Source organism: Sphingomonas benefaciens, assembly GCF_052907485.1.
In genome coordinates this window covers 266,442-291,605 of record NZ_JBREIC010000003.1, presented here as the reverse complement: position 1 = coordinate 291,605, position 25,164 = coordinate 266,442, and the positions used below count along the sequence as shown (strand labels likewise).

The window sequence follows — 25,164 nt, the reverse complement described above, 5'->3', positions numbered from 1 at the left end:
GGCCGGCCATCGGTCGTCACTTCCGCGCCGGCGGAAAGCCGGAAACGCCGACGCTGCGATGACGACCCCAGGCGCGGTCCTGACCCCCCGCCTTTGCGGGGATGACGCTTGAGGAAACGGCACCATGATGCAGGAGAAGACGATGTTACTTGCAGGCAAGACCGTGCTGGTCACCGGGGCGTCGGCCGGCATCGGCCGTGCCGTGGCGATCGGCTGCGCCCGCCACGGCGCCGACGTTGCGCTGAACTTCGCCCGCGACAGCGCCGGCGCCGACAGCGCGGTCCGCGAGATCGAAGCGCTCGGCCGCAAGGGGGTCGCGATCCAGGGCGACGTCGCCGATCCACAGACCGCGAAGGACTTCGTCGGTCGCGCGACGGACGCGCTCGGCCGCGTCGACGTCTTCGTGAACAATGCCGGCATCTGCCCCTTCCACGCCTTCCTCGACATGCCGGTCGAGACGTTCGAACGGACGATGCGCGTCAATCTGCACGGCGCCTATTTCATGGTGCAGGCGGCGGCCAACCAGATGGTGGCGCAGGGCGACGGCGGGTCGATCATCGCCATGTCGTCGATCTCCGCCCTCGTCGGCGGCGAATATCAGACGCATTACACGCCGACCAAGGCGGGGCTGCATTCGTTGATGCAGTCGGTGGCGATCGCGCTCGGCAAGCACGGCATCCGCTGCAATTCGCTGTTCCCAGGCACGATCCTCACCGACATCAACAAGGAAGACCTCGCCGACGAGGGCAAGCGCAAATATATGGAAGGCCGGGTGCCGCTCGGCCGGCTCGGCCAGCCCGACGATCTGGTCGGCCCCACCGTCTTCCTCGCCTCGGACCTGTCGTCCTATGTCACCGGCGCGTCGCTGCTGGTCGACGGCGGCGCCTATGTGAACCTGCAGTAAGGCGATGACCTTGACGCGGCGGCAGGTCGGGCTGGGCATGGCGGCGAGCGTCGTCCCCTTCCCGGCCCATGCCGCCGCGACCTTCGACGTGCGCGATCATGGCGCGCGCGGTGACGGGCAACGGCTCGACACCGCCGCCTTCAATGCCGCGATCGCCGCCGCGGCGCGGGCCGGTGGCGGCACGGTGGTGATTCCGACCGGCCGCTACCTGTGCTTCTCGATCCGCCTGCAGAGCTGGGTCACGCTCGCCTTCGCCCAGGGCGCGGTGATCGAGGCGGCCGATCCCGCCCGGCACGCCGGCCGCTACGACCTGCCGGAGGATCGCGGCGAGCAATTGTACCAGGATTTCGGTCACAGCCACTGGCACAACAGCCTGTTCTGGGGCGACGGGATCGAGCAGGCGGCGATCGTCGGCCCCGGCCTGATCCACGGGCTCGGCCTGACCCGCGACGGCCCCGGCGCGCGGTGGAAGGCCCAGACCGGGGAACGCCCGCTGTCGATGCGGCAGATGAGCGCGGCCGAGATCGCGCAACTGGAACCCGATGTCGCGCGCATGCAGGGGCTGGGCAACAAGGCGATCGCACTGCGCGGCGGACGCGACATCCGCCTGTCGGGCTTCTCGATGCTGCGCTGCGGCCATTTCGCCATATTGGCGACCGGCACCCGCCAGCTGACGATCGAGGATCTGGCGATCGACACCGACCGCGACGGTATCGACCTCGACTGCGTCCAAGACGTCGTGGTGCGGCGCTGCCGGGTCAACACGCCGAATGACGACGCGATCGTCGTGAAGAGCAGCCTCGCGCTCGGCGAGCGCATCGCGGCGGAGCGGATCGCGATCCGCGACTGCGCCGTGTCGGGCTATGACCTCGGCACGATGCTCGACGGTCGCCGATCGACGACGCAGCAGGTCGCTCCCGATCGCGACCGGGTCACCGGCCGGATCAAGCTGGGGACGGAAAGCAACGGCGGCTACCGCGACATCACGATCGAGGATTGCCGCTTCGCTCATTGCCGCGGCCTGGCGTTGGAGACGGTCGACGGCGGGGTGATGGAACGGATCGTCGCACGACGGCTGACGATGACCGACGTCACCACGGCGCCGCTGTTCCTGCGCATCGGCGATCGGCGGCGCGGCCCGGCCAGTACCGGCATCGGCGCGATCCGCGACGTGCGGATCGCGCAGATCACGGCCGACGGGATCGACCACCGCTTTGCCGCGACGATCGCCGGCCTGGCGTCGCGCCCGGTCGAGAATGTCGCGCTGAGCGACATCACCTTGTCCTACCGCGGTGGCGGCACGGCGGATGATGCGGCGCGCCGGCCGGGCGAGCTGGCCGGGGCCTATCCGGAGCCCAGCATGTTCGGTCCGACGCCAGCCTGGGGCCTGTGGATGCGCCACGCGCGCGGCGTGACGATCGACCGCCTGCATCTGGCCACCGCCGGCGACGCGCGGCCGGCCATCCTCGCCGACGATGTCACCGCCGTGACGGTGCGCGGAACGCCCGCCTGGCGCTCTTAGCATTTGACCTATCCCTACGACGCGTGTACCAAATTCTATAGACCAATGCCACATAATGGGTCGTAGGGAGGGAAGCCAATGCCGTCGATCCATGCATTCCGGATGCAGCTGAAGCCCGGCGTCATCGACGAGTATCGCCGCCGTCACGACGCGATCTGGCCCGAACTGTCCCAGCTGCTGACCGACAGCGGCATCCACGATTATTCGATCTTCCTCGACGAGCAGACGCTGATGCTCTTCGCGGTGCTGAAGCTGGCCGATGACAACCGCCGCGATACCCTGCCCGACCATCCGGTGATGAAGCGCTGGTGGGATTATATGGCGCCGCTGATGGAGGTGCAGGCGGACAACCGCCCGGTCGAGACGCCGCTGCCGTTGATCTTCCATCATGACTGATCGCCGCCTGGCTCTTCTGGCCGGCGGAGCGGCGCTGGCGCTGCTCGGCGCACCGGCGGCGGCGCAGGTCGCACGGCCGACGGAGAATCTGTCCGCCCCGGTCAAGACCTTCGGCCGGGTCAGCTACGACGCGCGTTCGCTGATGATCGACGGCAAGCGCCAACTGATCTGGTCGAGCGAATTCCACCCCTTCCGCCTGCCCAGCCCTGATCTGTGGCGCGACATCCTGCAGAAGATGAAGGCGAGCGGCTTCAACACCGTCGCGCTCTATTTCGACTGGGGCTACCACAGCCCGAAGCAGGGCGTGTACGACTTCACCGGCATCCGCGACATGGACCGGGTGCTGACCATGGCGCAGGAGGAAGGGCTCTACGTCATTACCCGTGCCGGGCCCTATGTGAACGCGGAGCTGTCGCGCGGCGGCTTCCCCGGCTGGCTGGTCAACCAGCGGGGCAAGGCGCGCACCGACGATCCCGCCTATATGGCCGCGGCCGACGAGTGGCTGACGCGCATCGACGCGATCATCGCGCGCCACCAGATCAACAATGGCGGGACGGTGATCCTGCACCAGATCGAGAACGAACTGTCGGCGACCACCCCGGCGCAGCGCCGGTACATGGATCATCTGTACGCCAAGGCGCGAGCCGACGGCATCACCGTGCCGATCTTCCACAACGACCAGGGGCGCAACGGCTATTGGGTGCCGGAAAGCTCGAGCGTTCCCAATGTGGTGAAGGGCCCCAACGACCTTTACGCCTTCGACGGCTATCCAGGCGGCACCTGCTCGGTCCAGGGCAAGCCGACGCGCGGCGTCGCGGCGCCCGATTGGGGATTCTACGGACCCGGCGGTGCCAAGGGCGGCGCCTCCGCCTCGCCCGACACGCCGGCGTTCCTGGCGGAGTTCGGTGGCGGCTGGTTCGACTATTGGGGCTCGAACGGCGGCTACGACTGCAACGCGATCCAGCGCGGCAAGCGCTTCCAGCGCGTCTTCTACGGCACCAACCTCGCCAACGGCATCGACATCCATTCGGTCTATATGGGTTATGGCGGCACCAGCTGGGGCTGGCTGCCCGCGCCGGTGGTGTTCACCAGCTACGATTATGGCTCGGCCATCGCCGAGGACCGCGAGGTCCGCGAAAAGGCGGAGGAGATGAAGCAGCTCGGCGGCCTGATCGCCAGCGTGCCGTCGCTCGCCGGCATGGTGCCGGCCGCCCCCGTCACGGTGTCGTCCGACAAGGTCCAGGTCTATCACAACTGCAGTCCGGAGACCGACGCGCGCTTCCTGATGGTGACGCACAAGCCGTCGAACGGGCAGAGCGACGATGCCTTCACGATCACCGCCGACCTGCCCGACGGCCGCTATACTTTCCCGCAGGCGGGCCAGATGCGGCTCGACGGCTTCGACGCCAAATGGCTGGTCGCGGGCGTGACGCTGGGCGGGCAGCGGCTGGTCTATTCGACCTCCGAATTGCAGGCGACGCTGCCGCTGGGCGACCGCGACCTGATGCTGTTGTACGGTCGCGCCGGCGAGGCGGGCGAGACGGCGTTGCGCTACACCTCCGCGCCGACCGTCCGCGTGCTCGAAGGTCAGGCGACGAGCCGGTTCGATGCGGCGCGCGGCGACCTGATCCTGTCCTACCTCCACGCCGGTCGGGCGGTGGTGGCGATCGAAGGCGGCGGTCGCCCGCCGCTGACGCTGATCCTCGCGGACGAGGCAGAGGCGGTACGTTATTGGCGGCAGGGCGACGTGCTGGTGCGCGGCCCCGCGCTGCTCCGCCGCGCCGATGCCGCACGCGGCATATTGGCGCTGACTGGCGACACGCGCGAGGCGACGTCGCTGGAACTATGGGCGCCCACGGCCTTCAAGACGCTGCGCTGGAACGGCACGACGATCGCCACACACGCGACGTCGATCGGCAGCCGCACGGCCTCGCTGCCCGGCCCCGCACCGATCGCCCTTCCCACTCTGACGGCGTGGCGCACCGCCGCCGGCTCGCCGGAAGCCGATCCCGCCTTCGACGACAGCCAGTGGCAGACTGCCGGCGGAGCGCCCTACGCCAGCATCACGGCGCGCCCTGACGGCCAGCCGAACCTGCTCGCCGACGCCTATGGCTTCCATGATGGGGACGTCTGGTATCGCGGCCGCTTCACCGGCACGCCTGACGCCAAGCAGATCGCGCTCTTCTACGGTGCGGGCGGCGCGGGGATGGTCCAGGTGTGGGTCGACGGCGTCTTCGTCGGCCAGAACGAGTTGCCGAGTGGGCTGCCGCGGCCGATCACCACTGGCCTTGCCCGCTTCGACCTGCCCGCCGCGGCACAGGCGCCCGGCGAGCATGTCGTCAGCGTCATGGTGCGCAACAACGGCCATAACTGGGACCTCGACGTCGACGACGCGCACAAGGAAGCGCGCGGCCTGATCTCCGCCTCGATCGAGGCGCCGGGTGGCCGCAGTTACGGCGTGCCGATCGCGTGGAAGCTGCAAGGCCGGCTGGGCGGCGAGACGTTGCCCGACCCGGCGCGTGGACCCGCCAACAGCGGCGGCCAATATGGCGAGCGGATGGGCTGGCACCTGCCCGGCTTCGACGATCGCGGCTGGCAGTCGGAGACGCTGCCGGCCGCCGGCACCACGGCCGGCACGACATGGTACCGGACCAGCTTCACTCTCGCCGTGCCGAAGGGGCAGGACGCGACCATCGCCGTCGCCTTCGGCGACACGGCCGTCCCTCGCTCGGTCGCGAAATACCGTGCCCTGCTGTTCGTCAACGGCTGGAACATGGGCCAGTTCGTCGCGCACGTCGGGCCGCAGCGGGTCTTCCCGATCCCCGAAGGCATCCTCAACCACCGCGGCGCCAACACGATCGCCCTCGCCGTCACCTCGGACGGTGCCCCCGGCGACGCGCTGGAAGCCGTCAACCTCGTCACCCTGCGCAATGTGCGCGGTGGCGTGCCCGTATCCCCGGTCGCGGCGCCCGCGCGTCCCGACCAGCTCATCCAGGAGAAGTAACTTGGCCGCCCTCACCCACGACGTCCCCCGGCAGGAGGTCACCCAGGCCATCGCCAAGCTGATGGACAATCTGGTCAACATCAAGGACGAGACGGGCGAGTTCCTGCTCCACCTCGAGGACGGCCGGATCATCGACACCAAGGGCTGGGCCGGTTGGGAATGGACCCACGGCGTCGGCCTGTTCGGCATGTGGCGCTATTACGAGCAGACCGGCGACCAGGCGGCGCTCGCCATCATCAAGCAGTGGTTCGAGGATCGCTTCGCCGAGGGCACGCCGACCAAGAACATCAATACGGTCGCGCCGTTCATCACCCTCGCCTATCTCTACGAGCACGAGCCCGATCCGCGCTACATCCCCTATCTCGACACCTGGGCCGAATGGCTGATGGCGCCGGACGGCCTGCCCAAGACCGAGGAGGGCGGCTTCCAGCACATCGTCTACAACGACGAGAATCCCGGCGAGATGTGGGACGACACGCTGATGATGAGCGTGCTGCCGCTCGCCAAGATCGGCCTGCTGCTGAACCGCCCGCACTATGTCGAGGAGGCGAAGCGCCAGTTCCTCGTCCACATCAAGTATCTCTTCGACAAGAAGACCGGCCTATGGTTCCACGGCTGGGACTTCAACGGCCGGCACAATTTCGCCGAGGCGCTGTGGGCACGCGGCAATTGCTGGGTGACGATCGCGATCCCCGAGATCATCGAGATCCTCGACCTGCCGCAGGGCGATGCGCTGCGCATGTTCCTGATCGACACGCTGGCGGCGCAGGTGAAGACGCTGGCAGAAACGCAGGATGCCGAGACCGGCCTGTGGCACACGCTGATCGTCGATCCGTCGAGCTATCTCGAGGCGTCGGCCACCGCGGGCTTCGCCTATGGCGTCCTGAAGGCGGTGCGAAAGGGCTATCTGCCGCGCCATTACGAGGCGGTCGGGATCAAGGCGGTCAAGGGCGTCCTCGCCAACATCGACGACGCCGGCGAGTTGCAGCAGGTCAGCTTCGGCACCGCGATGGGCGACACGCTGCAATTCTACAAGGACATCGCGCTGACCTCGATGCCCTATGGCCAGAGCCTCGCGGTCTGCGCGCTCGCCGAGTTCCTGCGCACGTATATCTGACGACGAAGCATAGCCCCTCCCCTTCAGGGGAGGGGTTGGGGTGGGGCAGTTCGGCAAACGCTACGCTGGTGGAAACGCCCCACCCCCAACCCCTCCCCTAAGGGAGAGGGGCTTGAGGAGAGAGAAATGGCCACCGATCCGATTGCCGCGCGTCCGGCATTACCGACGCACCCGGCCCGCCCGGTACGCTGGTACAACCTCCTCGCCTATGGCTCGAACGACGTGCTCGGCGCGGGGTCGATGGCAGTCATCTCGACCTGGATCCTGATCTTCTACACCAGCTTCTGCGGCCTGTCCGCGGCGCAGGCGACGATCATCTTCGGCGTCGCGCGCGTCCTCGACGCCTTCACTAGCCCGACGATCGGCCATCTGTCCGACACGCTCGGGCGCAGCTGGCTGGGGCGCCGATTCGGCCGCCGCCGCGTCTTCATCCTCGCCGCGATCCCGCTTCTCCCCAGCTTCGCGATCATGTGGGTCGCGGGCCAGGGCTTCTGGTATTATCTCGTTACCTACGTCCTGTTCGAGATGGTCTATGCGATGGAGATCATCCCCTATGAGACGCTCGCCAGCGAGATGGCGACCGATTACCGCACCAAGGCGAAGTTCGCCGGCGCGCGCATCCTCTGCGGCCAGGTGTCGGCGATCGCCGCCGCCTTCCTGCCCGGCTGGCTGATCAGCTATCTTGGCCCGAACTCGCCCGACACCTACCTGTATATGGGCATCATCTTCTCCGTCCTGTTCATGGGCGCGGCGGGGCTGCTCTACACCTTCAGCTGGGAGCGGCAGCGGCCGCCGGGACTCGACGAGGACGAGGGCGCGCGGGAACGGCCGACGCTCGGCGCGGCGTTCGCGGCGCTCTATCGCAACCTATTCTCGACGCTGCGCATCCGCGCGTTCCGGCTGCACCTCGGCATGTATCTGGGCGGCTATATCAGCCAGGACATCTACAACGCCGCCTTCACCTATTTCGTCATCTTCGCGCTCGCCGGCACGACCGGCATCGTCGCCAATCTCGTCGGCGTGACCTATATCGTCCAGCTGATCGCGGTGGTGCTGGCGATCAATTTCGCGCTGCGCCTGTCCCCAGCCGCCGCCTACCGCTTCGCGGCGCTCAGCTTCGCCATCGGCGTAATCATCTTCCTGGCGATGTACGCGGCCGGCTATACTGCGACCTCGGCGCTGTTCTGGCTGCCGGTGGTGTTCGCCGGTCTCGGCCGCGGTGCGCTCAACTACATTCCCTGGGCGACCTACAATTACATGGCCGACGTCGACGAGATCGTCACCGGCCGCCGCCGCGAGGGCGCCTTCGCCGGCGTGATGACCTTCGTGCGCAAGATGAGCCAGGCGCTCGCCGTGATCCTCGTCGGCCAGGTGATGCAGGCGTCGGGCTTCGTCTCCAAGGCGACCGTGCAGAGCCCCACTGCGATCGCCGCGATCGTCGGCGTGCTCGGCGCGGGGACGCTGGCGATGCTGGTGTTCGGGGTGCTCGTCTCGACCCGTTTCCACCTGACGCCGCGCACGCATGCGATCCTGCTTGACGAGATCGAACGCTTCCGCAGCGGTGAGCGGACGCCCAGCGACCCCGAGGACGCGGCGGTGGTAGAGGATCTCTCAGGCTGGTCCTACGACCGGCTGTGGGGCAACAATCCGGTGGCGGCGAAATAGCCGCCGCCGGTCACGCCAGGCTGTTGCCGTAGCCGATCACCACCGTCGCGATCACCAGCAGGCCGATGCCGCTCCACACCACCGCCTTGATGCGAGCGCCGGTGCCCTTCCACTCGCGGAAGGCGAAGCCCCACAAGGTGCCGAAGATGATGATCGACGCCATGTGCAGCGTCCAGCTGGAGAAGCCAAGCCGCCCCATCTGGCTTTCGCCCATCGTGTAGAAGAAGAATTGGAAATACCAGGTGACGCCGGCGAGCGCGCTGAGCGCGTAGTTGACCGCAAGCGGCGGGCGGCCTTCGGCGTGCGCCTGCCCGACCCATTGCCCGGCACTGCGGTTCTTGGCGATCAGCCAGGCACACCACAGGCCGTTGGTGACCAGACCGCCGCCCATGACGAGGCACAGCACCGGCAGGCCGGTCCACAGCGGCCCCGTGCCCGCCGCGGCGGACAGGCCCTTGATCGGCTCGCCCGCGGCGAGGCCGAAGGCAAAGCAGGCGGACATGATGCCGGCGAAGATCGCGACGATGATGCCCTTGCGGAAATCGAATTCGGCGACCACCGCGGCCTTCTGCTCGGGGCTGAGCAATGCGTCCTTGCGCGCGCCGGCGACCGCGACGACGATGATCCCGGCTAGCGTCAGCGCGATGCCGAGCAGCACGATATTGCCCGACGTCGTTGCGAGCAGCTTGGCGTGGAACTCGCCGGTGAACAGCGGCGGGATCAGCGTGCCGAAGACGGTGCACAGCCCCAGCACCACCGCCATGCCGAGCGACAGGCCGAGGTAGCGCATGACGAGGCCGTAACCGAGGCCGCCGAAACCCCATAGCACGCCGAAGAAGATCGGCCACCAGAAGGCGCCGGTCGGCGCGTGCGACAGGACGCCGAGCAGGTCGTTGGTCTGCAGGCTGGCGAACAGCCACGGCGCGACCACCCAGGAGAACACGCCGCCGGTCAGCCAGTAGATCTCCCAGGACCAGCGCTTCACGCCCTTGAACGGCACGTAGAAGCTCGCCGAGGCGAGGCCGCCGAGCCAGTGGTAGAGGACACCGATCAGCGGATTGGGGGTCATAGCGGCAGCTCCAGGCGGTAGAGGCGGTTGGCGTTGCCCGCGAACATCGCACGGCGGTCGGCCTCGCCATGGTCGGCGACGACGGCGTGCAGCGCCTCCATGCACCGATCGATGTCGGCGAACAGCAGGTCGGTCGGCACGTCGCTCGCCATCATGCAGCGGTCCGGCCCGAACAGGTCGATCGCCTCACGCACGAAGGGCGCGACATCGGCGAGCGACCAGTCGCGCCGGATGAAGCCGAAGCCCGAGATCTTGACCGCGACATGCGGCAGCCCGGCAAGCGCCGCCATGCCGGCGCGCCAGTCGGCGACGCCGTCCGGATCGCTGAGTACGGGCATGCCGAGGTGATTGATCATCACCGGCACCTCCGGATGGCGGGCGAGCAGCGGCACCAGCCCCGGCATCTGGCCTGGATAGCATTGCAGGTCGAACGACAGGCCGTGCCGGCCGAGCACGGCGAAGCCGGCCTGCCATTCCGGGTCCTGCGTCAGGTCTCGGGCTGTGTAGCTGCGGCGCACATCGGGATGCCAGTTGACGATGTGGCGGATGCCGCGGACGCGGGCATGGGCGGCCTGCTGCGCCAGCACGGTGTCGACCGCCGGATGATCGAGCGCGGCGAAGGCGACGATACCGTTCGGCAGGACGTCCCCCTGCCCCTCCAGCCACTCGGTCTCGGCGAGCGCGTCGTCGGCGTGCGCGCCGGCATCAATGTGGACCGCGCCGACCACGTTCCACCGCGCCAACAGCGCGCGATAGTCGGTGACACCGAAGTTTCGGGCGATCGGCTCGACGCTGCCGTTGGGACCGCTGTCGTCGAAGGGGGGGCTGAGCCACGGATAGCGCAGGTGGGCAAGGTCCCACAAATGGATGTGCGCGTCGACAAACGGCAAATCGGTCATCAGCCCTCCCCAGCTGGGCAAATATGCAAAAAGGCCGCGCCGCCTCTGGTCGGGCGGTCGCGGCCATATCGACTAGTAGGTCGTCCGCCCCCCGGAGGTATCGAAGGTGGAGGCGGTGGTGAAGCTGCATTCCTCGCTCGCCATGAAGCAGACCATGGCGGCGGATTCATGCACTTCCCCGAGCCGGCCCATCGGGATCTTGGAGCGCATGTAATCGACCTGGCTCTGCGGCAGCTGGGCGAGGATCGGGCTTTCGAAGGTCGCAGGCGTCAGCGCATTGGCGATGATGCCCTTGCCCGCCAGCTCCTTGCCCAAGCTCTTGGTCAAGCCGATGACGCCCGCCTTGGTCGCCGAATAGGCCGAGGCGTTGGGATTGCCCTCCTTGCCCGCGACCGAGGCGACGTTGACGATCCGGCCATAGCCGTTGGCCAGCATGTGCGGCACGATCGCCCGGTTGCAGAAGAACAGGCCGTTGAGATTGACGCCGACGACCTGCAGCCAGCTGTCGATCGGATAGTCGTGGACCGGCGCGGTCGCACCGGTGATGCCCGCCGAACAGACCAGCACGTCGATCTTGCCGAGCGTCGCCACCGCCGCCTCGGCCGCCGCGGCAACCGCCTGCGCGTCGGAGACGTCGACCGCGGTGACGCCCGCAGCACCGACCTCCGCCTTTGCCGCCTCCAGCGCATCGGCGTTCATGTCCCACAGCACGACCTGGCCGCCCTCGGCGACGATCCGTTTGGCGACGTCCTTGCCGAGGCCCGAGGCGCCACCGGTGATCACCGCGCAGCGGCCGGCATAGCGGCCCGCATAGACGGTCATGCGATCGCTCCGTCGCCGAGGTGGCGCCAGGCGACGACATTCTGCCGCTGCGTGCCGAGCTTCTCGATGCCGAGCTCCATTATGTCGCCCGCCTTCAGGTAGATCGCCTCCGGCTTCTTGCCCTCGCCGACGCCGGGCGGGGTGCCGGTGATCAGCAAGTCGCCGGGATAGAGGGTGATGTACTCGCTGACGTAGCTGATCAGCTGCCTGAGGTTGAAGATCATCGTCCGGGTGTTGCCGGTCTGCATCCGCGTCCCGTTGACGTCGAGGTGCATGTCGAGCGCCTGCGCGTCGCCGACCTCGTCGGGCGTAACCAGCCAGGGGCCGACCGGGCAGAAGGTGTCATGGCCCTTGCCCTTCGACCATTGCGTGCCGCGCTGCTTCTGGTTGAAGCGTTCCGACACGTCGTTGGCGAGGACGTAGCCGGCGACCTTATCCAGCGCCTCGTCCTCGGACACGTAGCGGCAGGTCTTGCCGATGATCACGCCCAGCTCGACCTCCCAGTCGCCGTGCGTCGAGCCCTTGGGCAGGACGACATCGTCGTTCGGGCCCGACAGGCTGGACAGCGCCTTCATGAACATCATCGGCTCGGTCGGGATCGGCAGGTTCGATTCGATCGCATGATCGCGATAGTTGAGGCCGATCGCGACGATCTTGCCGATCCCCTTCAGCGGCACGCCGTAGCGCGGGCTCCCCTCGACGGCGGGCAGCGACGCGACGTCGGCGGCGAGCGCCTGCGGCATCGTGTCGATCGTCAGGTCGGCGATGACGCCCGACAGGTCGCGGATCGTGCCATCGGCGTCGACGACGCCGGGCTTTTCCTGGCCGGGCTGGCCATAGCGGCAGAGTTTCATCGTTGCAGGTCTTTCGGATCAGTGGGTGTAGGGGCGGTGCATCGCGATGTCGCGGTTGAGCTCGACGCCGAAGCCGGGCTTGTCCAACGCGCTGGCGCGGATACGGCCGTTCTCGGGCACCGGCTCGCCGAGCAGCTGCGGCGCGAACATCGGCACCACCTCGGTCGGTCCGGGATGCATCATCAGGAACTCGGCGAAGGGCGAGTTGTGGCGCGTCACGACGAAATGGTAGCTGTAGACCGAGGAGCCGTGCGGCACGACCATCTTGCCGTGCGCGTCCGCCAGCGCGCTGATCTTGAGCAGCTCGGTGACGCCGCCGCACCAGCCGACGTCGGGCTGGAGGATGTCGCAGGTGTCCATCTCGATCAGCATGCGGAAGCCCCAGCGCGTCGCCTCATGCTCGCCGGTGGTCACCAGCATGCCCTTGGGCACGTTCTTCTTGAGCTGCTGGTAGCCCCAGTAATCGTCGGGGCTGATCGCCTCCTCGATCCATTTGAGGCCGTGTTCGTGGGCGGCGATGGCGAGGCGGGTCGCATAGTCGACGTCGAGCGCCATCCAGCAGTCCCACATCAGCCAGAAGTCGGGGCCGACCTTGGCCCGCATGTCGGCGAGCTCGGCAATGTTCTTGTGCAGACCTTCGAGCCCCTCGGCCGGGCCGTGGTGGAGCGGCATCTTGCCGCCGATAAAGCCCAGTTCCTGGGCGACATCGGGCCGCGCGCCAGTAGCGTAGAATTGCAGCTCGTCGCGCACCGCGCCGCCGAGCAGATGGTAGACCGGCTCCTGCCGGAGCTTGCCGAGCAGGTCCCAGAGCGCGAGGTCGACGCCGGAGATGGCGTTGATGACCAGCCCCTTGCGGCCGTAATATTGCGTCGAGAAGTACATCTGGTCCCAGATCTTCTCGTAATCGGTGGGCGCACGCCCTTCGAGGAAGCGGGCGAGATGCTTCTCGACGATATAGCAGGCCGGCTCGCCGCCGGTCGTCACCGCGAAGCCGACCGTGCCGTCCTCCGCCTCGATCTCGACCACCAAGGTGCCGAGCACGTTGATGCCGAAGCTCTGCCGCGACTGGCGGTATTCGGGATAGCGGCTCATCGGCGTGGCGATATGGTCGTCGATCCAATGGCCCGCGCCCTGGTCGTGATAGTCGGCGCCGCCGCCGCGCACCGTAAAGGCCCGCACATGCTTGATCTTGGGCAAGGACACGATCGCCACGTCAGCTCCTCTTCTCACAAACTTCGCGAACCTCGCGCATAGGACGGTCGGGACAGAGCCGTGCGATCCTTGGCAAGTTTCATTTTATGAGATAGCTTGTTAGTGGATGGTAATAGCGGCGTCAACGCGGCCGCGGCAGTGATAGGACAAATCACCGGTTGCGTACCCCGGCGATAGGCGTCACGGCAGGATCGAGGGGCTTTTTGGTGGAACACGCGACAGCCATGGACCAGCCTTGCCCCGCCCCCCGCGACGCGCCGCGCGTCGCGCTGTTCGTCACCTGCCTCGTCGACCTGATCCGGCCGCGCGTCGGCTTCGCCGCGATCGCCGCGCTGGAGGCGGCGGGATGCGAGGTGATCGTGCCCGCGGGCCAGACCTGTTGCGGCCAGCCGGCGCTCAATTCGGGCGACCGCGCCACCGCCGCGGACCTCGCCCGGCGGACGATCGCGCTGCTCGAAGGCCATGACGCCGTCGTCGTGCCGTCGGGATCGTGCGCGGCGACCATCCGCGTCCACTATCCCGAGATCTTGGAGAACGATCCGGCGTGGATCGGACGGGCGCGGGCGCTGGCGGCCAAGACCTGGGAGATCCTGGCCTATCTGGACGAGGCGCGCGGCTGGCGGCCGGACGGCGTCACCCTGCCCGCCACCGCCGCCTATCACGACAGCTGCTCGGGCCTGCGTGAGCTCGGCATCAAGCGCCAGCCGCGGCGGCTGCTCGGCGCGGTCGCCGGCCTAAGGCTGACGCCGCTCGCCGGCGAGGAGACGTGCTGCGGCTTCGGGGGCACCTTCTGCGTCAAATACCCCGCCATCTCCAATGCGATCGTCGGGGAAAAGGCGGCGGCGATCGACGCCAGCGGCGCCGATCTGCTACTGTCGGGCGACCTCGGCTGCCTGATGAACATGGCGGGCAAGCTGCACCGCGACGGCTCGCGGGTGCGCGCCTTCCACACCGTCGAACTGCTCGCCGGCATGGGCGACGGCCCCGCGATCGGGGAAGAGGCGTGAGCGCCGCCGCCGACACGTTCGACCGTCGCGTCGATGCCGCGCTGGCCGACCGCAACCTCAAGATCGCAGTCGAATGTACCGCCGGCACCGCCGAGGCGAAGCGTGCAGTCGCGGTGGCGGCCTTCCCCGATTTTGAAGCGGCGCGGGATCGGGCCGCGGCGATCAAGGACCATGTGATCGCCAATCTCGGCGCCTATCTGGAGCGGTTCGAGGCGAACGCGACCGCCGCCGGCGCCGTCGTCCACTGGGCACGCACGTCGGAGGAGGCGTGCGCAATCGTGGTCGACCTGTGCCGCAAGGCGGGGGCGAAGAGCGTCGCGCGGTCCAAGTCGATGCTGGGCGAGGAAATCGGCCTGCCCCATGCGCTGGCCGAGGCGGGGATCGCGCGGGTCGAGACCGACCTTGCCGAACACATCATCCAGCTCGCCGATGAACGTCCGTCGCACATCATCTGGCCGGCGATGCACAAGACGCGCGAGCAGGTGTCGGCGCTGTTCAAGGCGAGCCACCGCGTACCGCATGCCGACGAGACGATCGCGGCGATGGCGGAGAGCGCTCGACGTCACTTGCGCGAGGGGATGCTAGGCGCCGACGTCGGCATTTCCGGCGCGAACTTCCTGATCGCCGACACCGGCGCGGTGTGCACCGTCACCAACGAAGGCAATGCCGAACTGTCGCTGGTGCCGCCGCGGATGCAGATCGTCACCGCCGGCATCGAGAAGATCGTGCCGTCGATGGCGCATGCCGTGCCGCTGCTGCGGCTGCTCGCCCGCTCGGCGACCGGCGCGGCGCTGACCCAGTACACGACCTTCTACACCGGCCCCAAGCGCCGCGGCGATGCCGACGGGCCGGACGAGATGCACATCGTGCTGGTCGACAACGGCCGCACCCGGATGCGCAGCGACGGGCTGGCGGAAATGCTGCGCTGCATCCGCTGCGGCGCCTGCATGAACCATTGCGTCGTCTTCCGGCAGATCGGCGGCCATGCCTATGGCGGCACCTATCCGGGGCCGATGGGCGCGGTGCTGACCCCCGCGCTCGATGGGCTGGCGACCAGCCGCGACCTGCCCAACGCCTGCACGCTCAACGGCAAGTGCCAGGAGGTCTGCCCGGTCCGCATTCCGCTGCCGACCCTGTTGCGCGGTTGGCGCGAGAAGAGCTGGCGCGAGGGGCTGGAACCGGCGTCGCTGCGCAGCGGCCTGTCGGCCTGGGCCTGGGTGGCGCGGCGGCCGGCGCTGTACCGCGCGGCGACCGCGGCGGCGATCCGTGCGATGCGGCTGGTCGGGCGGACCGGCTGGCTGTCGTCGCTGCCCTTCGCCGGCGGCTGGACGCGCTACCGAGACATGCCGCGGCCGGCGGCGGAGAGTTTCATGGCGCAATATAAGAAGGGCCGGCGACGGTGAGCGCGCGGGACGACATTCTGCGTGCGCTGGCGGATGCTCCCGCCCCGTCGTCCGCGCCACCGGGTGCGTCCGGGGTCACCGATCTGGATGCGGCCGCCGCGGCGCTGCTGGTCGGGGCGGAGCGGCCGGCGGTGGCGGCAGACGCGATCGAGGTGGTGTTTGCCGAGCGGTTGACGCTGCCGAGCGTCGCGGCGTCGCTGGCCACGGTTGCCACGATGGCGCAGGTGCCCGCCGCGGTGGCGGCCTATTGCGCGGAACACGGGCTCGCCCTGTCGCTCTGCATGCCGGCCGACCCGCGGCTGACGGCTGGCGACTGGTCGGCATTCGAGCGCCACACCCAGGCCGCGCCCGACGAGCCGGTCGCGCTGGCCATGGCCGAATGCGGCGTGGCGGAGACGGGGTCGCTGGTGATGCGCACCGGGCCGCATGCGCCGATGCTGCCCAATTTCCTGGCGCTGCACCACATCGTCGTCGTGCCGCGGCTGGTCGCCTATCTGGAGGAGGCGGTCCTGCCCGGGCCGGCGCCGCGCGCGGACTATTGGATCACCGGCGTGTCGGGGACGACCGATATCGAGGGCACCTATGTCCGTGGCGCCCATGGGCCGCGCTTCCTGCACGTGGTGCGGGTGCTCGGGTAGCGGCTGTCCTACTGCATGCGGCAGGGACGGTAAGATAAGCCCCTCCCCTGAAGGGGAGGGGCTCAGGCTTGCATCAGCTTACCGGATATCCAGCATCACCACCGACTTCGCCGGCAGCGTCACGGTCAGCGTGCCGCCCGACAGCTGTGCGCCGGTGAAGGCCGCCGGCTTGACCGTGTCGGGCGCGTCGAAGGTGTTGTGCGCGTCCATCGCCGCCGCCGTCAGGATGCGGCCGGTGACCGCCGCGCCGGTGACGCCGTCCAGCTTGACGCTGACCGTCGCGGGCCGGTTGGGATCGACGTTGGTCAGGCCCATGTGCACCGCGCCGTCGGTACCGCGGACCGCGCTGGCGCTGACCGCCTTCAGCGTCCATTCGTTCTTGTTGTACCAGTGCGACTGCACGTCGACCGGCAGGACGATGCCGTCCTGATAGTCCTTGTATAGGTCGAACACCCAATAGGTCGGCGTCTTCACCATGCGGTTGCCGTCGGTGAGCAGCATCGATTGCAGCACGTTGACCATCTGCGCGATGTTGGCGCCGCGCAGGCGATCGGTGTGGCGGGCGAAGATGTCGAAGTTGAGGCTGGCGACCAGCGCATCGCGGAGCGAGTTCTGCTGGTAGAGGAAGCCCGGATTGGTGCCCGGCTCGACATCGTACCAGGTGCCCCATTCGTCGACGAGCAGAGCGACGCGCTTCTTGGGATCGTACTTGTCCATCACCGCGGCATGGCGCGTGACCAGCTCTTCCATCTTGGTCGTCTTGGCGAGGGTGCGCGCCCAGCCGTCCTCGTCGAAGCCGAGCGCTGCGCCTTTCTTCCCCCAGCTGTAGGGGATGGTGTAATAATGGACGCCGATGCCGTCGAAATGACCGCCGGCGTCGCGCATCATCACATCGGTCCAGTTGTAATCCTCGGAATTGGCGCCGCTGGCGATCTTCATCACCCGCTGGCCCTCCGGCATCTTGATGAAGGTGGAATAGCGACGGGTGACGTCGGCGGCATATTCCGGCTTCATGTTGCCGCCGCAGCCCCACAATTCATTACCAAGACCGAACATGGTGAGCTTCCACGGTGCCTTGCGGCCATTGGCGGCACGCTCCTGCGCCAGGCTCGAACCGGTCGGCGAGGTCATATACTCGACCCATTCCGCCATCTCGTACGGCGGTGCGCTGCCGATATTGCCGGACACATAGGGTTCGGCGCCGACCAGTTCCGAATAGTTCATGAACTCGTGCGTGCCGAAGCGATTGTCCTCGGTGACGCCGCCCCAGTTGGTGTTGATCTTGACCTTGCGCTTGGCCTGCGGCCCGATGCCTTCGCGCCAGTGATATTCGTCGGCGAAACAGCCGCCCGGCCAGCGGATGACGGGCACGCGGATCGCCTTCAGCGCATCGATCACGTCGCGGCGGTAGCCGTCGATGTTGGGCACCTTGCTGCCCTTGCCGACCCAGATGCCGCCGTAGATGCCGCTGCCGAGATGTTCGGCGAACTGGCCGAACAGCCGCTTGTCGAACTTGGGTGCGGGGCGGTCGCCGTGCACCGTCACCACGTCCGTGGCGCCGGGGGCGGTGTCGGCCACGGGGGCTTCCTGCGCGAGCGCGGGGGCGGCAAGGACAAGCGCGATCGCGGTGGACAGCATTCGCATCGGTCGATACTCCGTCGGGCGTCCGCTCACGCGGCGCCATGAGTGAGACGCGCGGGGGCGGCGCAGACAGGATGATCCGAGCGACATGGCATGAGTGCTCATTGGCACATCCTCCCCCATGGCAGCATCTTGTCTGACAAGACTGCGCCTCGTCAACCGCTTTCCGCCATGTCGCGCCATTTGGGACGGCACAGCACGAAATGCTTGATGCGCCTGTACTTCCCTGCCTAGGATCGTCGGCCAGGGGAGACGCCGAAATGCAGGACCGAAGCCGGCGGCGACCCGCCCACACATTGCTTGCCCACCGGCTGGGCGTTGCCATCGCGACCGGCGCCTATGCCCCCGGCGCTGTGCTGCCCGGTGAGGTCGAACTGGCCGAGCAGAACGGCGTGTCGCGCAGCGTCGTGCGCGAGGCGCTGAGGATGCTCGCCGCCAAGGGCCTGGTCGAGAGCCGTCCCAAGGCGGGGACGCGGGTGCGCGGCCGGGCGCTGTGGGCGATGCTCGATCCCGATCTGCTCGCCTGGATGTTCGAGGGCTCGCCGCCGCTCGATTTCGTGCGGGCGCTGTTCGAACTGCGCATGATCGTCGAACCGGCGGCGGCGGAGATGGCGGCGACGCGGCGCGATGCACGGCAATTGTCGCGCATGGGCCATGCGCTCGAACAGATGGCCGCCCACGGCCTCGCCACGCCGGAGGGGCAGATGGCGGACCAGCTGTTCCATGCCGCGATCCTGGAGGCGACCGACAACGAATTGCTGGTCGGCCTGTCGGTCAGCATCACCTCCGCGGTGCGCTGGACGACGATCTTCAAATACAAGGCGAGCCGCCAGCCGCGCGACCCGATGCCGCAGCACCGCATCCTGTTCGAGGCGATCGCCAATGCCGATCCGGCGGGCGCGCGCGAGGCGACGCTGGACCTGCTGCGCCAGGCGCAGATCGATACCGAGATCGCGCTGCAGGGCTGATCGATCAGGGCCGCGCCCAGGGTGCGTCGGCAAGCGCGGCGGCGAGATGATCGATCACCGCCTGGACACGTAGCGGGCGCAGCGGCGACGGCGGCATGACCAGGTGCAGGCCGAGCACCGGCGGCGCCCAATCGGCCATGACCGTCTCCAGCCGGCCGTCGCGCAATTCCTGCCAGACCAGGAATTCGGGCTGCACCGCCAGCCCCTGCCCCGCCAGCAGCGCCGGCGTGAGCAGGTCGGCATTGTCGCTCCACAGCCGAACCGGCGGCTGCACCGTCTCCTCGCCGAACTGTGGGTGGGTGAAGCGCCAGAGGCCGGGGCTGGCGCCGCCCGAATAGCCGAGCACGCGGTGGCGCAGCAGCTCGCCTGGGTGGGTCGGGCGGCCGTGCGCGGCGAGATAGGCGGGCGCGGCGACGAGCAGCAGGCGCACGGTGCACAGCCGCCGCGCGATCAGCGATGAATCCTCCAGCCGACCGATGCGCAGCGCGAGGTCGAAGCCGTCGGCGATCAGGTCGACCTGACGGTCGCTGAGCGCGAGGTCGAGGGTGACGTCAGGATAACGCGCCATGAAGCCGGGCAAAGTCGCCGCCATATGGCCGATGCCGAACGACAGCGGCGCGCTGATCCGCACCCGGCCGCGCGGGCTGGTCGCCTGTTCGGCGGCATCGTCCTCCGCCGCCTCGCCTTCCGACAGAATACGTACGGCTCGGTCGAGCAGGGCGCGGCCGCCGTCGGTCAGCGACAGCCGGCGCGAGGTGCGCGCGAACACGGCGACGCCGAGCCGCTGTTCAAGGCGGCTGATCGCCTTGGATACGGTCGGGTTGGACAGACCGAGATCCTGCGCGGCGGCGGCAAAGGAGCCGAGCGTGGCGACCTTGGCGAAGATCGCCATGGCTTCGAGATCGGGCAGGCGACGTGTCATTTTCGGCAACGATCCAATGCCATCCTTTCTGTTTCGTCAAGCGCGCATCGATCGCATCTTGCTGGCAACGCAGCGGAACGGCGCTGCTCCTGACCACGGAGACCGGACATGATCGACCATCGCCCCTTCGCCAGCCTCGGCGGCGCCAACCACGGCTGGCTCGACGCCAAGCATCATTTCTCGTTCGCCAATTACTACGACCCGAAGCGGATGGGCTGGGGCCCGATCCGGGTGTGGAACGACGACACGATCGCCGCCGGCACCGGCTTCCCGCCGCACCCGCATGCCGACATGGAGATCATCACCTATGTCCGCGACGGCGCGATCACGCATCAGGACAGCCTGGGCAACACCGGCCGTACCGAGGCGGGCGACGTGCAGGTGATGAGCGCCGGTTCGGGCGTGCGCCATTCGGAATACAATCTGGAGCCGGGCAGCACCCGCATCTTCCAGATCTGGATCGAGCCCAAGGCGCGCGGCGGCCGGCCGAGCTGGGGCGCCAAGCCCTTCCCGCGCGGCGAGCGCTCGGGCAAGTTCGTGACGCTGGCGAGCGGGGTGGAGGGCGACAGCGACGCGCTGCCGATCCGCACCGACGCCCGCGTGCTCGGCGCGACGATCAAGGCGGGCGAAACCGCGGAATACGAACTCGGCGCCGGCCACCATGCCTATCTGGTCCCCGCGACCGGCGCGGTCGAGGTCAACGGCGTGCGCATTGCCGCCCGCGACGGCGCGGCGATCGCCGACGAGACCGTGCTGCGCGTCACCGCGATCGAGGATGCGGAGATCGTCCTGGTCGACGCCGCCTGATCCCCAGTTCCGTACCGCGTACCCACCCGACCGACGGAGACCCACCATGCCCTTCATCACCACCGCCGACGGCACCGAGATCTTCTACAAGGACTGGGGCCCCCGCGACGCCCAGGTCATCCATTTCCACCACGGCTGGCCGCTCAGTTCCGACGACTGGGACGCGCAGATGATGTTCTTCCTGGAGCAGGGCTATCGCGTCGTCGCGCATGACCGGCGCGGCCACGGCCGGTCGAGCCAGTCGGCCGATGGGCATGACATGGACAGCTATGTCGCCGACGTCGTCGCGCTGACCGATGCGCTCGATCACAGGCAAGCGATCCACGTCGGCCATTCGACCGGCGGCGGCGAGGTGGCGCGCTACGTCGCGCAGGCCAAGCCGGGCCGCGTCGCCAAGGCGGTGCTGGTCAGCGCGGTGGCGCCGATCATGGTGCAGACGCCCACCAATCCCGACGGCGTGCCGATCGCGGTGTTCGACGACGTCCGCCACCAGACCGCGACCGATCGCGCGCAATTCTTCTGGGACTTCACCCTGCCCTTCTTCGGCTACAATCGCGACGGCGCCGAGGTGAAGGAGGGCGTACGCCGCAATTGGTGGCGGCAGGGCATGATGGGCAGCATCCTCGCCCATGTCCGCGGCATCAAGGCGTTCAGCGAGACCGACTTCACGGACGATCTGAAGGCGATCCGCGTACCGACGCTGGTGATGCACGGCGAAGACGACCAGGTCGTGCCCTTCCCGACCACCGGCAAATTGTCCGCCGAGCTGGTCGAAGGCGCTACGCTGAAGAGCTATCCCGGCCTGCCACACGGCATGCCGACGACGCACGCCGACCGGATCAACGCCGACCTGCTCGCGTTCATCCGCGGCTGATCCCCCCTCGGGCGCGGCGGCCTCTCCGTCGCGCCCGTTCCCTTGCGGAGCTGACCCGATGCCCGATTCGGTCCTGATCTTCTACGGCTCGTACCGCTCGGACCGGCAGGGCATCCGCCTTGCCGACTATCTGGTCCGCCAGTTCCGCGCGCGCGGCGCCGAGGCCGAGCTGATCGACGCCAAGGCGCTCGACCTGCCGATGCTCGACCGCATGTACAAGGAATATCCCGCCGGCGAGGCGCCGCCCGCGCTGGCGGAACTGGCCGGCAAGATCCGCCGTGCCGACGCCTTCGTCTTCGTCGCCGGCGAATACAATTGGAGCGTCCAGCCTGGCCTCAAGAACCTGACCGATCATTTCCTGGAGGAATGGTATTGGCGGCCCGCCGCGATCGCCAGTTATTCCGCCGGCCGCTTCGCCGGCGCGCGCGCCGGCCTCGCCTGGCACGGCATCCTGTCGGAAATGGGCATGGTCGTGGTGTCGAGCTCGCTCGCCGTCGGCGGCATCGGCCATGCGCTGGACGCGGACGCGCAGCCGACCGGCGACGGCGGCGCGGCGCTGGAGCGCGCTTTTCCCCGCTTCGCCGACGATCTTGGCTGGTGGACCGAGGCGGCGCGCAGCCAACGCGGACGGCGCCCGCCGCCTTATTGAAAACTTTGACCCGGATCATTGACGGCGCCGCGAATACCACCTTTACCGGATGAACCGGCCGTTTCGGCCCGGCGTGCGGCGGCGAGCGGATCACCGCCGCATCAGGGAGGCTTTGGGGCGATCGATGGCCGCTGCGGGACAGTATGACAGCCTGCTGGTCGCGATGTCGATCATCATCGCAATCATCGCCTCCTTCACCGCGCTCGACTTGGCAGGCCGCGTCCGCGCCTCGGCCGGCTGGATGCGTATCGTCTGGCTCGGCACCGCCGCGGTGGCGATGGGCGGCGGGATCTGGGCGATGCATTTCGTCGCCATGCTCGCCTTCTCGATGCCGGGCATGGCGGTCGACTATGACGTCGGCCTGACGCTGGTGTCGCTGCTGCTGCCGATCCTGGTGACCGGGGCGGCGTTCTCGGTGGTGACGCGCGGCCAGCGCTCGCTCCGGCGCTGCGCCACCGCCGGGCTGTTCATGGGCCTCGGCGTGGTGACAATGCACTATCTCGGCATGGCCGCGATGCGCATGGCGGGATCGATCCGCTACGACCCGTCGTGGATTGCCGTGTCGGTGCTGATCGCGATCGGAGCGGCCACCGTGGCGCTGTGGCTGGCGGCCCGCACCAGCCGACAGGTGGAAAAGGCCGGCGCCGCGATCGTGATGGGCATCGCGGTGGCGGGCATGCATTTCGCCGGCATGCGCGCGGCGACCTTCACCCTGCATGCGACGCCACAGGCCGGACAGGGTACCAGCGCCAGCCAAACGGCGCTGGCGATCGGCGTGCTTGCGGCGAGCTTCCTGATCCTGTTCCTGTCGCTGCTCGCGGCGATGTTCGATCGCCGCTTTGCACTGGCCGCGCAGCGCGAGGCGGCGGCGCTCCGCGCGAGCGAGGAGCGCTTCCGCGCGCTTTACCGCGGCACGCCGCTGCCGCTGCATTCGCTCGATCGCGACGGACGGATCGAACAGGTTTCCAATGCCTGGCTGGCGCTGCTCGGCTACCAACGCGCCGAGGTGGTGGGTACCCCGTTCAGCGACTTCCTGACCGACGAGTCCGCCCATCAATTCCGCGAGCAGGATTGGCCGCAATTGCTCGAGGCCGGCACGCTCGACCCGCGCGACTATCGCGTCGTCACCCGCAGCGGCGCAATCCTCGACGTGGTATCGGCGATGCGCGTCGAGTGCGACGAGGCGCGCAATTTCCTCCATGCCGTCGGCGGCCTGACCGACGTCACCGAGCGCAAGCGCGCCGAAGACGCCTTGCGCCAGGCGCAGAAGATCGAGGCGCTCGGCCAGCTGACCGGCGGCGTCGCGCATGACTTCAACAATCTGCTCGCGGTGATCATGGGCAACCTCGACCTGTTGCGCCGCCGCCTGCCCGACGATCCGCGGCTCGCCCGGTTGGTCGCCAGCGCGATGGAAGGTGCCCAGCGCGGCGCCTCGCTGACCCAGCGGCTGCTTGCCTTTGCCCGTAAGCAGGATCTGAAGCCCGAGGCGGTCGATCTTGCCGAGCTGGTGCGCGGCATGACCGACCTGCTGCAGCGTTCGCTGGGCCCCAGGGTACAGGTGGAGACGCGGTTTCCCGCCGGTCTGCCCCCGGTCCATGCCGACGCCCATCAACTGGAGCTGGCGCTGCTCAACCTTGCGGTGAACGCGCGCGACGCGATGCCGGAGGGCGGCATGCTGGCGATCGGCGCGGTGGCGGAGACGGTTGCTGCCGACGATCCGCACGGCCTCGCGGCCGGCGACTATGTTCGGCTAACCATGGTCGACCAGGGCGAAGGTATGGACGCTGCAACGCTGGCCAAGGCCACCGACCCGTTCTTCACCACCAAAGGCGTCGGCAAAGGCACCGGCCTCGGCTTGTCGATGGTGCACGGCCTTGCCGAACAATCGGGCGGCCGTTTGGCAATCCGGAGCGCGCCGGGCCGCGGCACCACGGTCGCCCTGTACCTGCCCGCGACGAAGCCCGTGCGGACGGCCCCGGTCGTGCCCGTCCGCGACGATGCCAGGAATGTACCGCCGCTTGAGGTGCTGGTGGTTGACGACGATTCGCTGGTGCTCGCCAACACCGCGGCGATGCTGGAGGACCTCGGCCATCGCGTCCGGCTGGCGGCGTCGGGCGAGGCGGCGCTGGCGGCGCTCGCCGACAACGCAGCGGTCGACCTCGTGATCACCGACCAGCTGATGCCGCAGATGACGGGTGTGCAGCTTGCCAGCCGTATTTGTCAGCAGGCACCCGATCTGCCGATCCTGATCGTCAGCGGCTTTGCCGAGCTCGGCGCCGACGCCGGCCGCTTCCCGATCCTGTCCAAGCCTTTCGATCGTGCCTCGCTGGCCGATGCGCTCGCGGCGATCGTCGGATCAGCCAACGCACTCATTCGCCGTCGATCTATCGGCTGATCGAGCCAGGCCGGAAAGGCGGTGCAATACCGCCGCGCCTGTCCACCCCCGTCACGGTCCGGCGCGAGCAGGCCATGGACCCACAAGGCTGCGCCATATCCGGCTTTTGGCGGAGTGGTGAGCAGCAGCCGGGGGGACACGTCCGATCTGGCCGCCGGACACGAAAAAGCCCCGCATCGGCGGGGCTTTCATCGAACGAATGGTGGAGCCGAGGGGGATCGAACCCCTGACCTTCGCAATGCCATTGCGACGCTCTCCCAGCTGAGCTACGGCCCCATTCGTTCGGGAGGCGCCCCACTAGCGGGGGCGCCGGGGCATGGCAAGCGGTGATTTTCGCCCCTGCCACACCTTTTTTCGTCAGATCGTCGGACGGGCACCGCAGCAGCGGCGCCCGCC

21 protein-coding genes and 1 tRNA gene are annotated in these 25,164 nt (G+C 68.3%); 14 read left to right on the top strand and 8 right to left on the bottom strand.

Annotation, left to right across the window (positions count from 1 at the left end; genetic code table 11):
• Positions 1 to 124 precede the first annotated feature (124 nt).
• The 6 genes from lra1 (at position 125) to ACU5AX_RS12575 (ending at position 8,608) form a co-directional block, all read left to right on the top strand.
• Positions 125 to 904, top strand: coding sequence for an L-rhamnose 1-dehydrogenase Lra1 (lra1, locus tag ACU5AX_RS12600; RefSeq protein ID WP_446691199.1), 780 nt, complete (start codon positions 125 to 127; stop codon positions 902 to 904).
• A gap of 4 nt (positions 905 to 908) precedes the next feature.
• Entirely contained in the window at positions 909 to 2,426 is a 1,518-nt protein-coding gene (locus tag ACU5AX_RS12595; protein WP_446691198.1) for a rhamnogalacturonidase, read from the top strand.
• 78 nt (positions 2,427 to 2,504) lie between these two features.
• The gene (gene rhaM / locus ACU5AX_RS12590; protein WP_446691197.1) at positions 2,505 to 2,822 is read left to right on the top strand and encodes an L-rhamnose mutarotase; all 318 of its coding nucleotides are present in this window, start codon (positions 2,505 to 2,507) and stop codon (positions 2,820 to 2,822) included.
• On the top strand, positions 2,815 to 5,826 hold the full coding sequence (locus ACU5AX_RS12585; protein ID WP_446691196.1) for a beta-galactosidase: 3,012 nt from the start codon (positions 2,815 to 2,817) through the stop codon (positions 5,824 to 5,826). The genes rhaM and ACU5AX_RS12585 overlap by 8 nt, the downstream gene beginning before the upstream one ends.
• A 1-nt stretch (position 5,827) precedes the next feature.
• On the top strand, positions 5,828 to 6,943 hold the full coding sequence (bglB, locus tag ACU5AX_RS12580) for a beta-galactosidase BglB (protein WP_446691195.1): 1,116 nt from the start codon (positions 5,828 to 5,830) through the stop codon (positions 6,941 to 6,943).
• Between the two features lie 126 nt (positions 6,944 to 7,069).
• Positions 7,070 to 8,608, top strand: a complete 1,539-nt coding sequence (locus ACU5AX_RS12575) for an MFS transporter (RefSeq protein ID WP_446691194.1) — start codon at positions 7,070 to 7,072, stop codon at positions 8,606 to 8,608.
• A gap of 10 nt (positions 8,609 to 8,618) precedes the next feature.
• Here the strand turns inward: ACU5AX_RS12575 and rhaT are convergent, their stop codons facing one another.
• From rhaT to rhmD, 5 genes are all read right to left on the bottom strand, one after another.
• Complete coding sequence (gene rhaT / locus ACU5AX_RS12570; RefSeq protein WP_446691193.1) at positions 8,619 to 9,677, bottom strand: L-rhamnose/proton symporter RhaT; 1,059 nt, start codon at positions 9,675 to 9,677, stop codon at positions 8,619 to 8,621.
• Positions 9,674 to 10,576 (bottom strand): amidohydrolase family protein, encoded by a 903-nt coding sequence (locus ACU5AX_RS12565; RefSeq protein WP_446691192.1) that lies wholly within the window; start codon positions 10,574 to 10,576, stop codon positions 9,674 to 9,676. The genes rhaT and ACU5AX_RS12565 overlap by 4 nt, the downstream gene beginning before the upstream one ends.
• 72 nt (positions 10,577 to 10,648) lie before the next feature.
• Positions 10,649 to 11,398 (bottom strand): SDR family NAD(P)-dependent oxidoreductase, encoded by a 750-nt coding sequence (locus ACU5AX_RS12560; protein ID WP_446691191.1) that lies wholly within the window; start codon positions 11,396 to 11,398, stop codon positions 10,649 to 10,651.
• Entirely contained in the window at positions 11,395 to 12,252 is an 858-nt protein-coding gene (locus ACU5AX_RS12555; RefSeq protein WP_446691190.1) for a 2,4-didehydro-3-deoxy-L-rhamnonate hydrolase, read from the bottom strand. Before ACU5AX_RS12555 ends, ACU5AX_RS12560 begins: the two co-directional genes overlap by 4 nt.
• 18 nt (positions 12,253 to 12,270) lie before the next feature.
• A complete protein-coding gene (rhmD, locus tag ACU5AX_RS12550) occupies positions 12,271 to 13,455 on the bottom strand; it encodes an L-rhamnonate dehydratase (protein ID WP_446691333.1) in 1,185 nt (394 codons plus the stop codon).
• Positions 13,456 to 13,688: 233 nt separating this feature from the next.
• Between rhmD and ACU5AX_RS12545 the strand changes: the two genes are divergently transcribed.
• The 3 genes from ACU5AX_RS12545 to ACU5AX_RS12535 are packed head-to-tail and all read left to right on the top strand — an operon-like array spanning position 13,689 to position 16,512.
• Positions 13,689 to 14,471, top strand: a complete 783-nt coding sequence (locus ACU5AX_RS12545) for a (Fe-S)-binding protein (RefSeq protein WP_446691189.1) — start codon at positions 13,689 to 13,691, stop codon at positions 14,469 to 14,471.
• Positions 14,468 to 15,874 carry a lactate utilization protein B gene (locus tag ACU5AX_RS12540; protein WP_446691188.1) on the top strand — a complete coding sequence of 469 codons (1,407 nt, stop codon included), beginning with the start codon at positions 14,468 to 14,470 and terminating at the stop codon, positions 15,872 to 15,874. The genes ACU5AX_RS12545 and ACU5AX_RS12540 overlap by 4 nt, the downstream gene beginning before the upstream one ends.
• On the top strand, positions 15,871 to 16,512 hold the full coding sequence (locus ACU5AX_RS12535) for a LutC/YkgG family protein (RefSeq protein WP_446691187.1): 642 nt from the start codon (positions 15,871 to 15,873) through the stop codon (positions 16,510 to 16,512). The genes ACU5AX_RS12540 and ACU5AX_RS12535 overlap by 4 nt, the downstream gene beginning before the upstream one ends.
• Before the next feature lie 78 nt (positions 16,513 to 16,590).
• Here the strand turns inward: ACU5AX_RS12535 and ACU5AX_RS12530 are convergent, their stop codons facing one another.
• Positions 16,591 to 18,156, bottom strand: coding sequence for an alpha-N-arabinofuranosidase (locus ACU5AX_RS12530; RefSeq protein WP_446691186.1), 1,566 nt, complete (start codon positions 18,154 to 18,156; stop codon positions 16,591 to 16,593).
• 257 nt (positions 18,157 to 18,413) lie between these two features.
• Between ACU5AX_RS12530 and ACU5AX_RS12525 the strand changes: the two genes are divergently transcribed.
• Positions 18,414 to 19,121, top strand: a complete 708-nt coding sequence (locus ACU5AX_RS12525) for a FadR/GntR family transcriptional regulator (RefSeq protein WP_446691185.1) — start codon at positions 18,414 to 18,416, stop codon at positions 19,119 to 19,121.
• 4 nt (positions 19,122 to 19,125) lie between these two features.
• Here ACU5AX_RS12525 and ACU5AX_RS12520 read toward each other — a convergent pair whose 3' ends face one another.
• Positions 19,126 to 20,043, bottom strand: a complete 918-nt coding sequence (locus ACU5AX_RS12520; RefSeq protein WP_446691184.1) for a LysR family transcriptional regulator — start codon at positions 20,041 to 20,043, stop codon at positions 19,126 to 19,128.
• A gap of 108 nt (positions 20,044 to 20,151) precedes the next feature.
• On the opposite strand from ACU5AX_RS12520, the gene ACU5AX_RS12515 reads away from it, so the two are divergent.
• The 4 genes from ACU5AX_RS12515 (at position 20,152) to ACU5AX_RS12500 (ending at position 24,768) form a co-directional block, all read left to right on the top strand.
• Positions 20,152 to 20,850 carry a pirin family protein gene (locus tag ACU5AX_RS12515; RefSeq protein ID WP_446691183.1) on the top strand — a complete coding sequence of 233 codons (699 nt, stop codon included), beginning with the start codon at positions 20,152 to 20,154 and terminating at the stop codon, positions 20,848 to 20,850.
• Positions 20,851 to 20,896: 46 nt separating this feature from the next.
• The gene (locus ACU5AX_RS12510) at positions 20,897 to 21,724 is read left to right on the top strand and encodes an alpha/beta fold hydrolase (protein ID WP_446691182.1); all 828 of its coding nucleotides are present in this window, start codon (positions 20,897 to 20,899) and stop codon (positions 21,722 to 21,724) included.
• Between the two features lie 58 nt (positions 21,725 to 21,782).
• Positions 21,783 to 22,373, top strand: coding sequence for an NADPH-dependent FMN reductase (locus ACU5AX_RS12505; RefSeq protein ID WP_446691181.1), 591 nt, complete (start codon positions 21,783 to 21,785; stop codon positions 22,371 to 22,373).
• A 124-nt stretch (positions 22,374 to 22,497) separates the two neighbouring features.
• Positions 22,498 to 24,768, top strand: coding sequence for an MHYT domain-containing protein (locus ACU5AX_RS12500; protein WP_446691180.1), 2,271 nt, complete (start codon positions 22,498 to 22,500; stop codon positions 24,766 to 24,768).
• A 200-nt stretch (positions 24,769 to 24,968) separates the two neighbouring features.
• Here ACU5AX_RS12500 and ACU5AX_RS12495 read toward each other — a convergent pair.
• Positions 24,969 to 25,044, bottom strand: a tRNA-Ala gene (locus ACU5AX_RS12495).
• Between the last annotated feature and the right edge of the window lie 120 nt (positions 25,045 to 25,164).

Excerpts from the sequence above, each read along its gene's own strand:
- lra1 (WP_446691199.1), top strand. The coding sequence starts at position 125 with ATGATGCAGGAGAAGACGATGTTACTTGCAGGCAAGACCGTGCTGGTC.
- ACU5AX_RS12595 (WP_446691198.1), top strand. The coding sequence starts at position 909 with ATGACCTTGACGCGGCGGCAGGTCGGGCTGGGCATGGCGGCGAGCGTC.
- rhaM (WP_446691197.1), top strand. The coding sequence starts at position 2,505 with ATGCCGTCGATCCATGCATTCCGGATGCAGCTGAAGCCCGGCGTCATC.
- ACU5AX_RS12585 (WP_446691196.1), top strand. The coding sequence starts at position 2,815 with ATGACTGATCGCCGCCTGGCTCTTCTGGCCGGCGGAGCGGCGCTGGCG.
- ACU5AX_RS12575 (WP_446691194.1), top strand. The coding sequence starts at position 7,070 with ATGGCCACCGATCCGATTGCCGCGCGTCCGGCATTACCGACGCACCCG.
- rhaT (WP_446691193.1), bottom strand. The coding sequence starts at position 9,677 with ATGACCCCCAATCCGCTGATCGGTGTCCTCTACCACTGGCTCGGCGGC.
- ACU5AX_RS12565 (WP_446691192.1), bottom strand. The coding sequence starts at position 10,576 with ATGACCGATTTGCCGTTTGTCGACGCGCACATCCATTTGTGGGACCTT.
- ACU5AX_RS12560 (WP_446691191.1), bottom strand. The coding sequence starts at position 11,398 with ATGACCGTCTATGCGGGCCGCTATGCCGGCCGCTGCGCGGTGATCACC.
- ACU5AX_RS12555 (WP_446691190.1), bottom strand. The coding sequence starts at position 12,252 with ATGAAACTCTGCCGCTATGGCCAGCCCGGCCAGGAAAAGCCCGGCGTC.
- ACU5AX_RS12545 (WP_446691189.1), top strand. The coding sequence starts at position 13,689 with ATGGACCAGCCTTGCCCCGCCCCCCGCGACGCGCCGCGCGTCGCGCTG.
- ACU5AX_RS12530 (WP_446691186.1), bottom strand. The coding sequence starts at position 18,156 with ATGCGAATGCTGTCCACCGCGATCGCGCTTGTCCTTGCCGCCCCCGCG.
- ACU5AX_RS12525 (WP_446691185.1), top strand. The coding sequence starts at position 18,414 with ATGCAGGACCGAAGCCGGCGGCGACCCGCCCACACATTGCTTGCCCAC.
- ACU5AX_RS12520 (WP_446691184.1), bottom strand. The coding sequence starts at position 20,043 with ATGACACGTCGCCTGCCCGATCTCGAAGCCATGGCGATCTTCGCCAAG.
- ACU5AX_RS12515 (WP_446691183.1), top strand. The coding sequence starts at position 20,152 with ATGATCGACCATCGCCCCTTCGCCAGCCTCGGCGGCGCCAACCACGGC.
- ACU5AX_RS12510 (WP_446691182.1), top strand. The coding sequence starts at position 20,897 with ATGCCCTTCATCACCACCGCCGACGGCACCGAGATCTTCTACAAGGAC.
- ACU5AX_RS12505 (WP_446691181.1), top strand. The coding sequence starts at position 21,783 with ATGCCCGATTCGGTCCTGATCTTCTACGGCTCGTACCGCTCGGACCGG.
- ACU5AX_RS12500 (WP_446691180.1), top strand. The coding sequence starts at position 22,498 with ATGGCCGCTGCGGGACAGTATGACAGCCTGCTGGTCGCGATGTCGATC.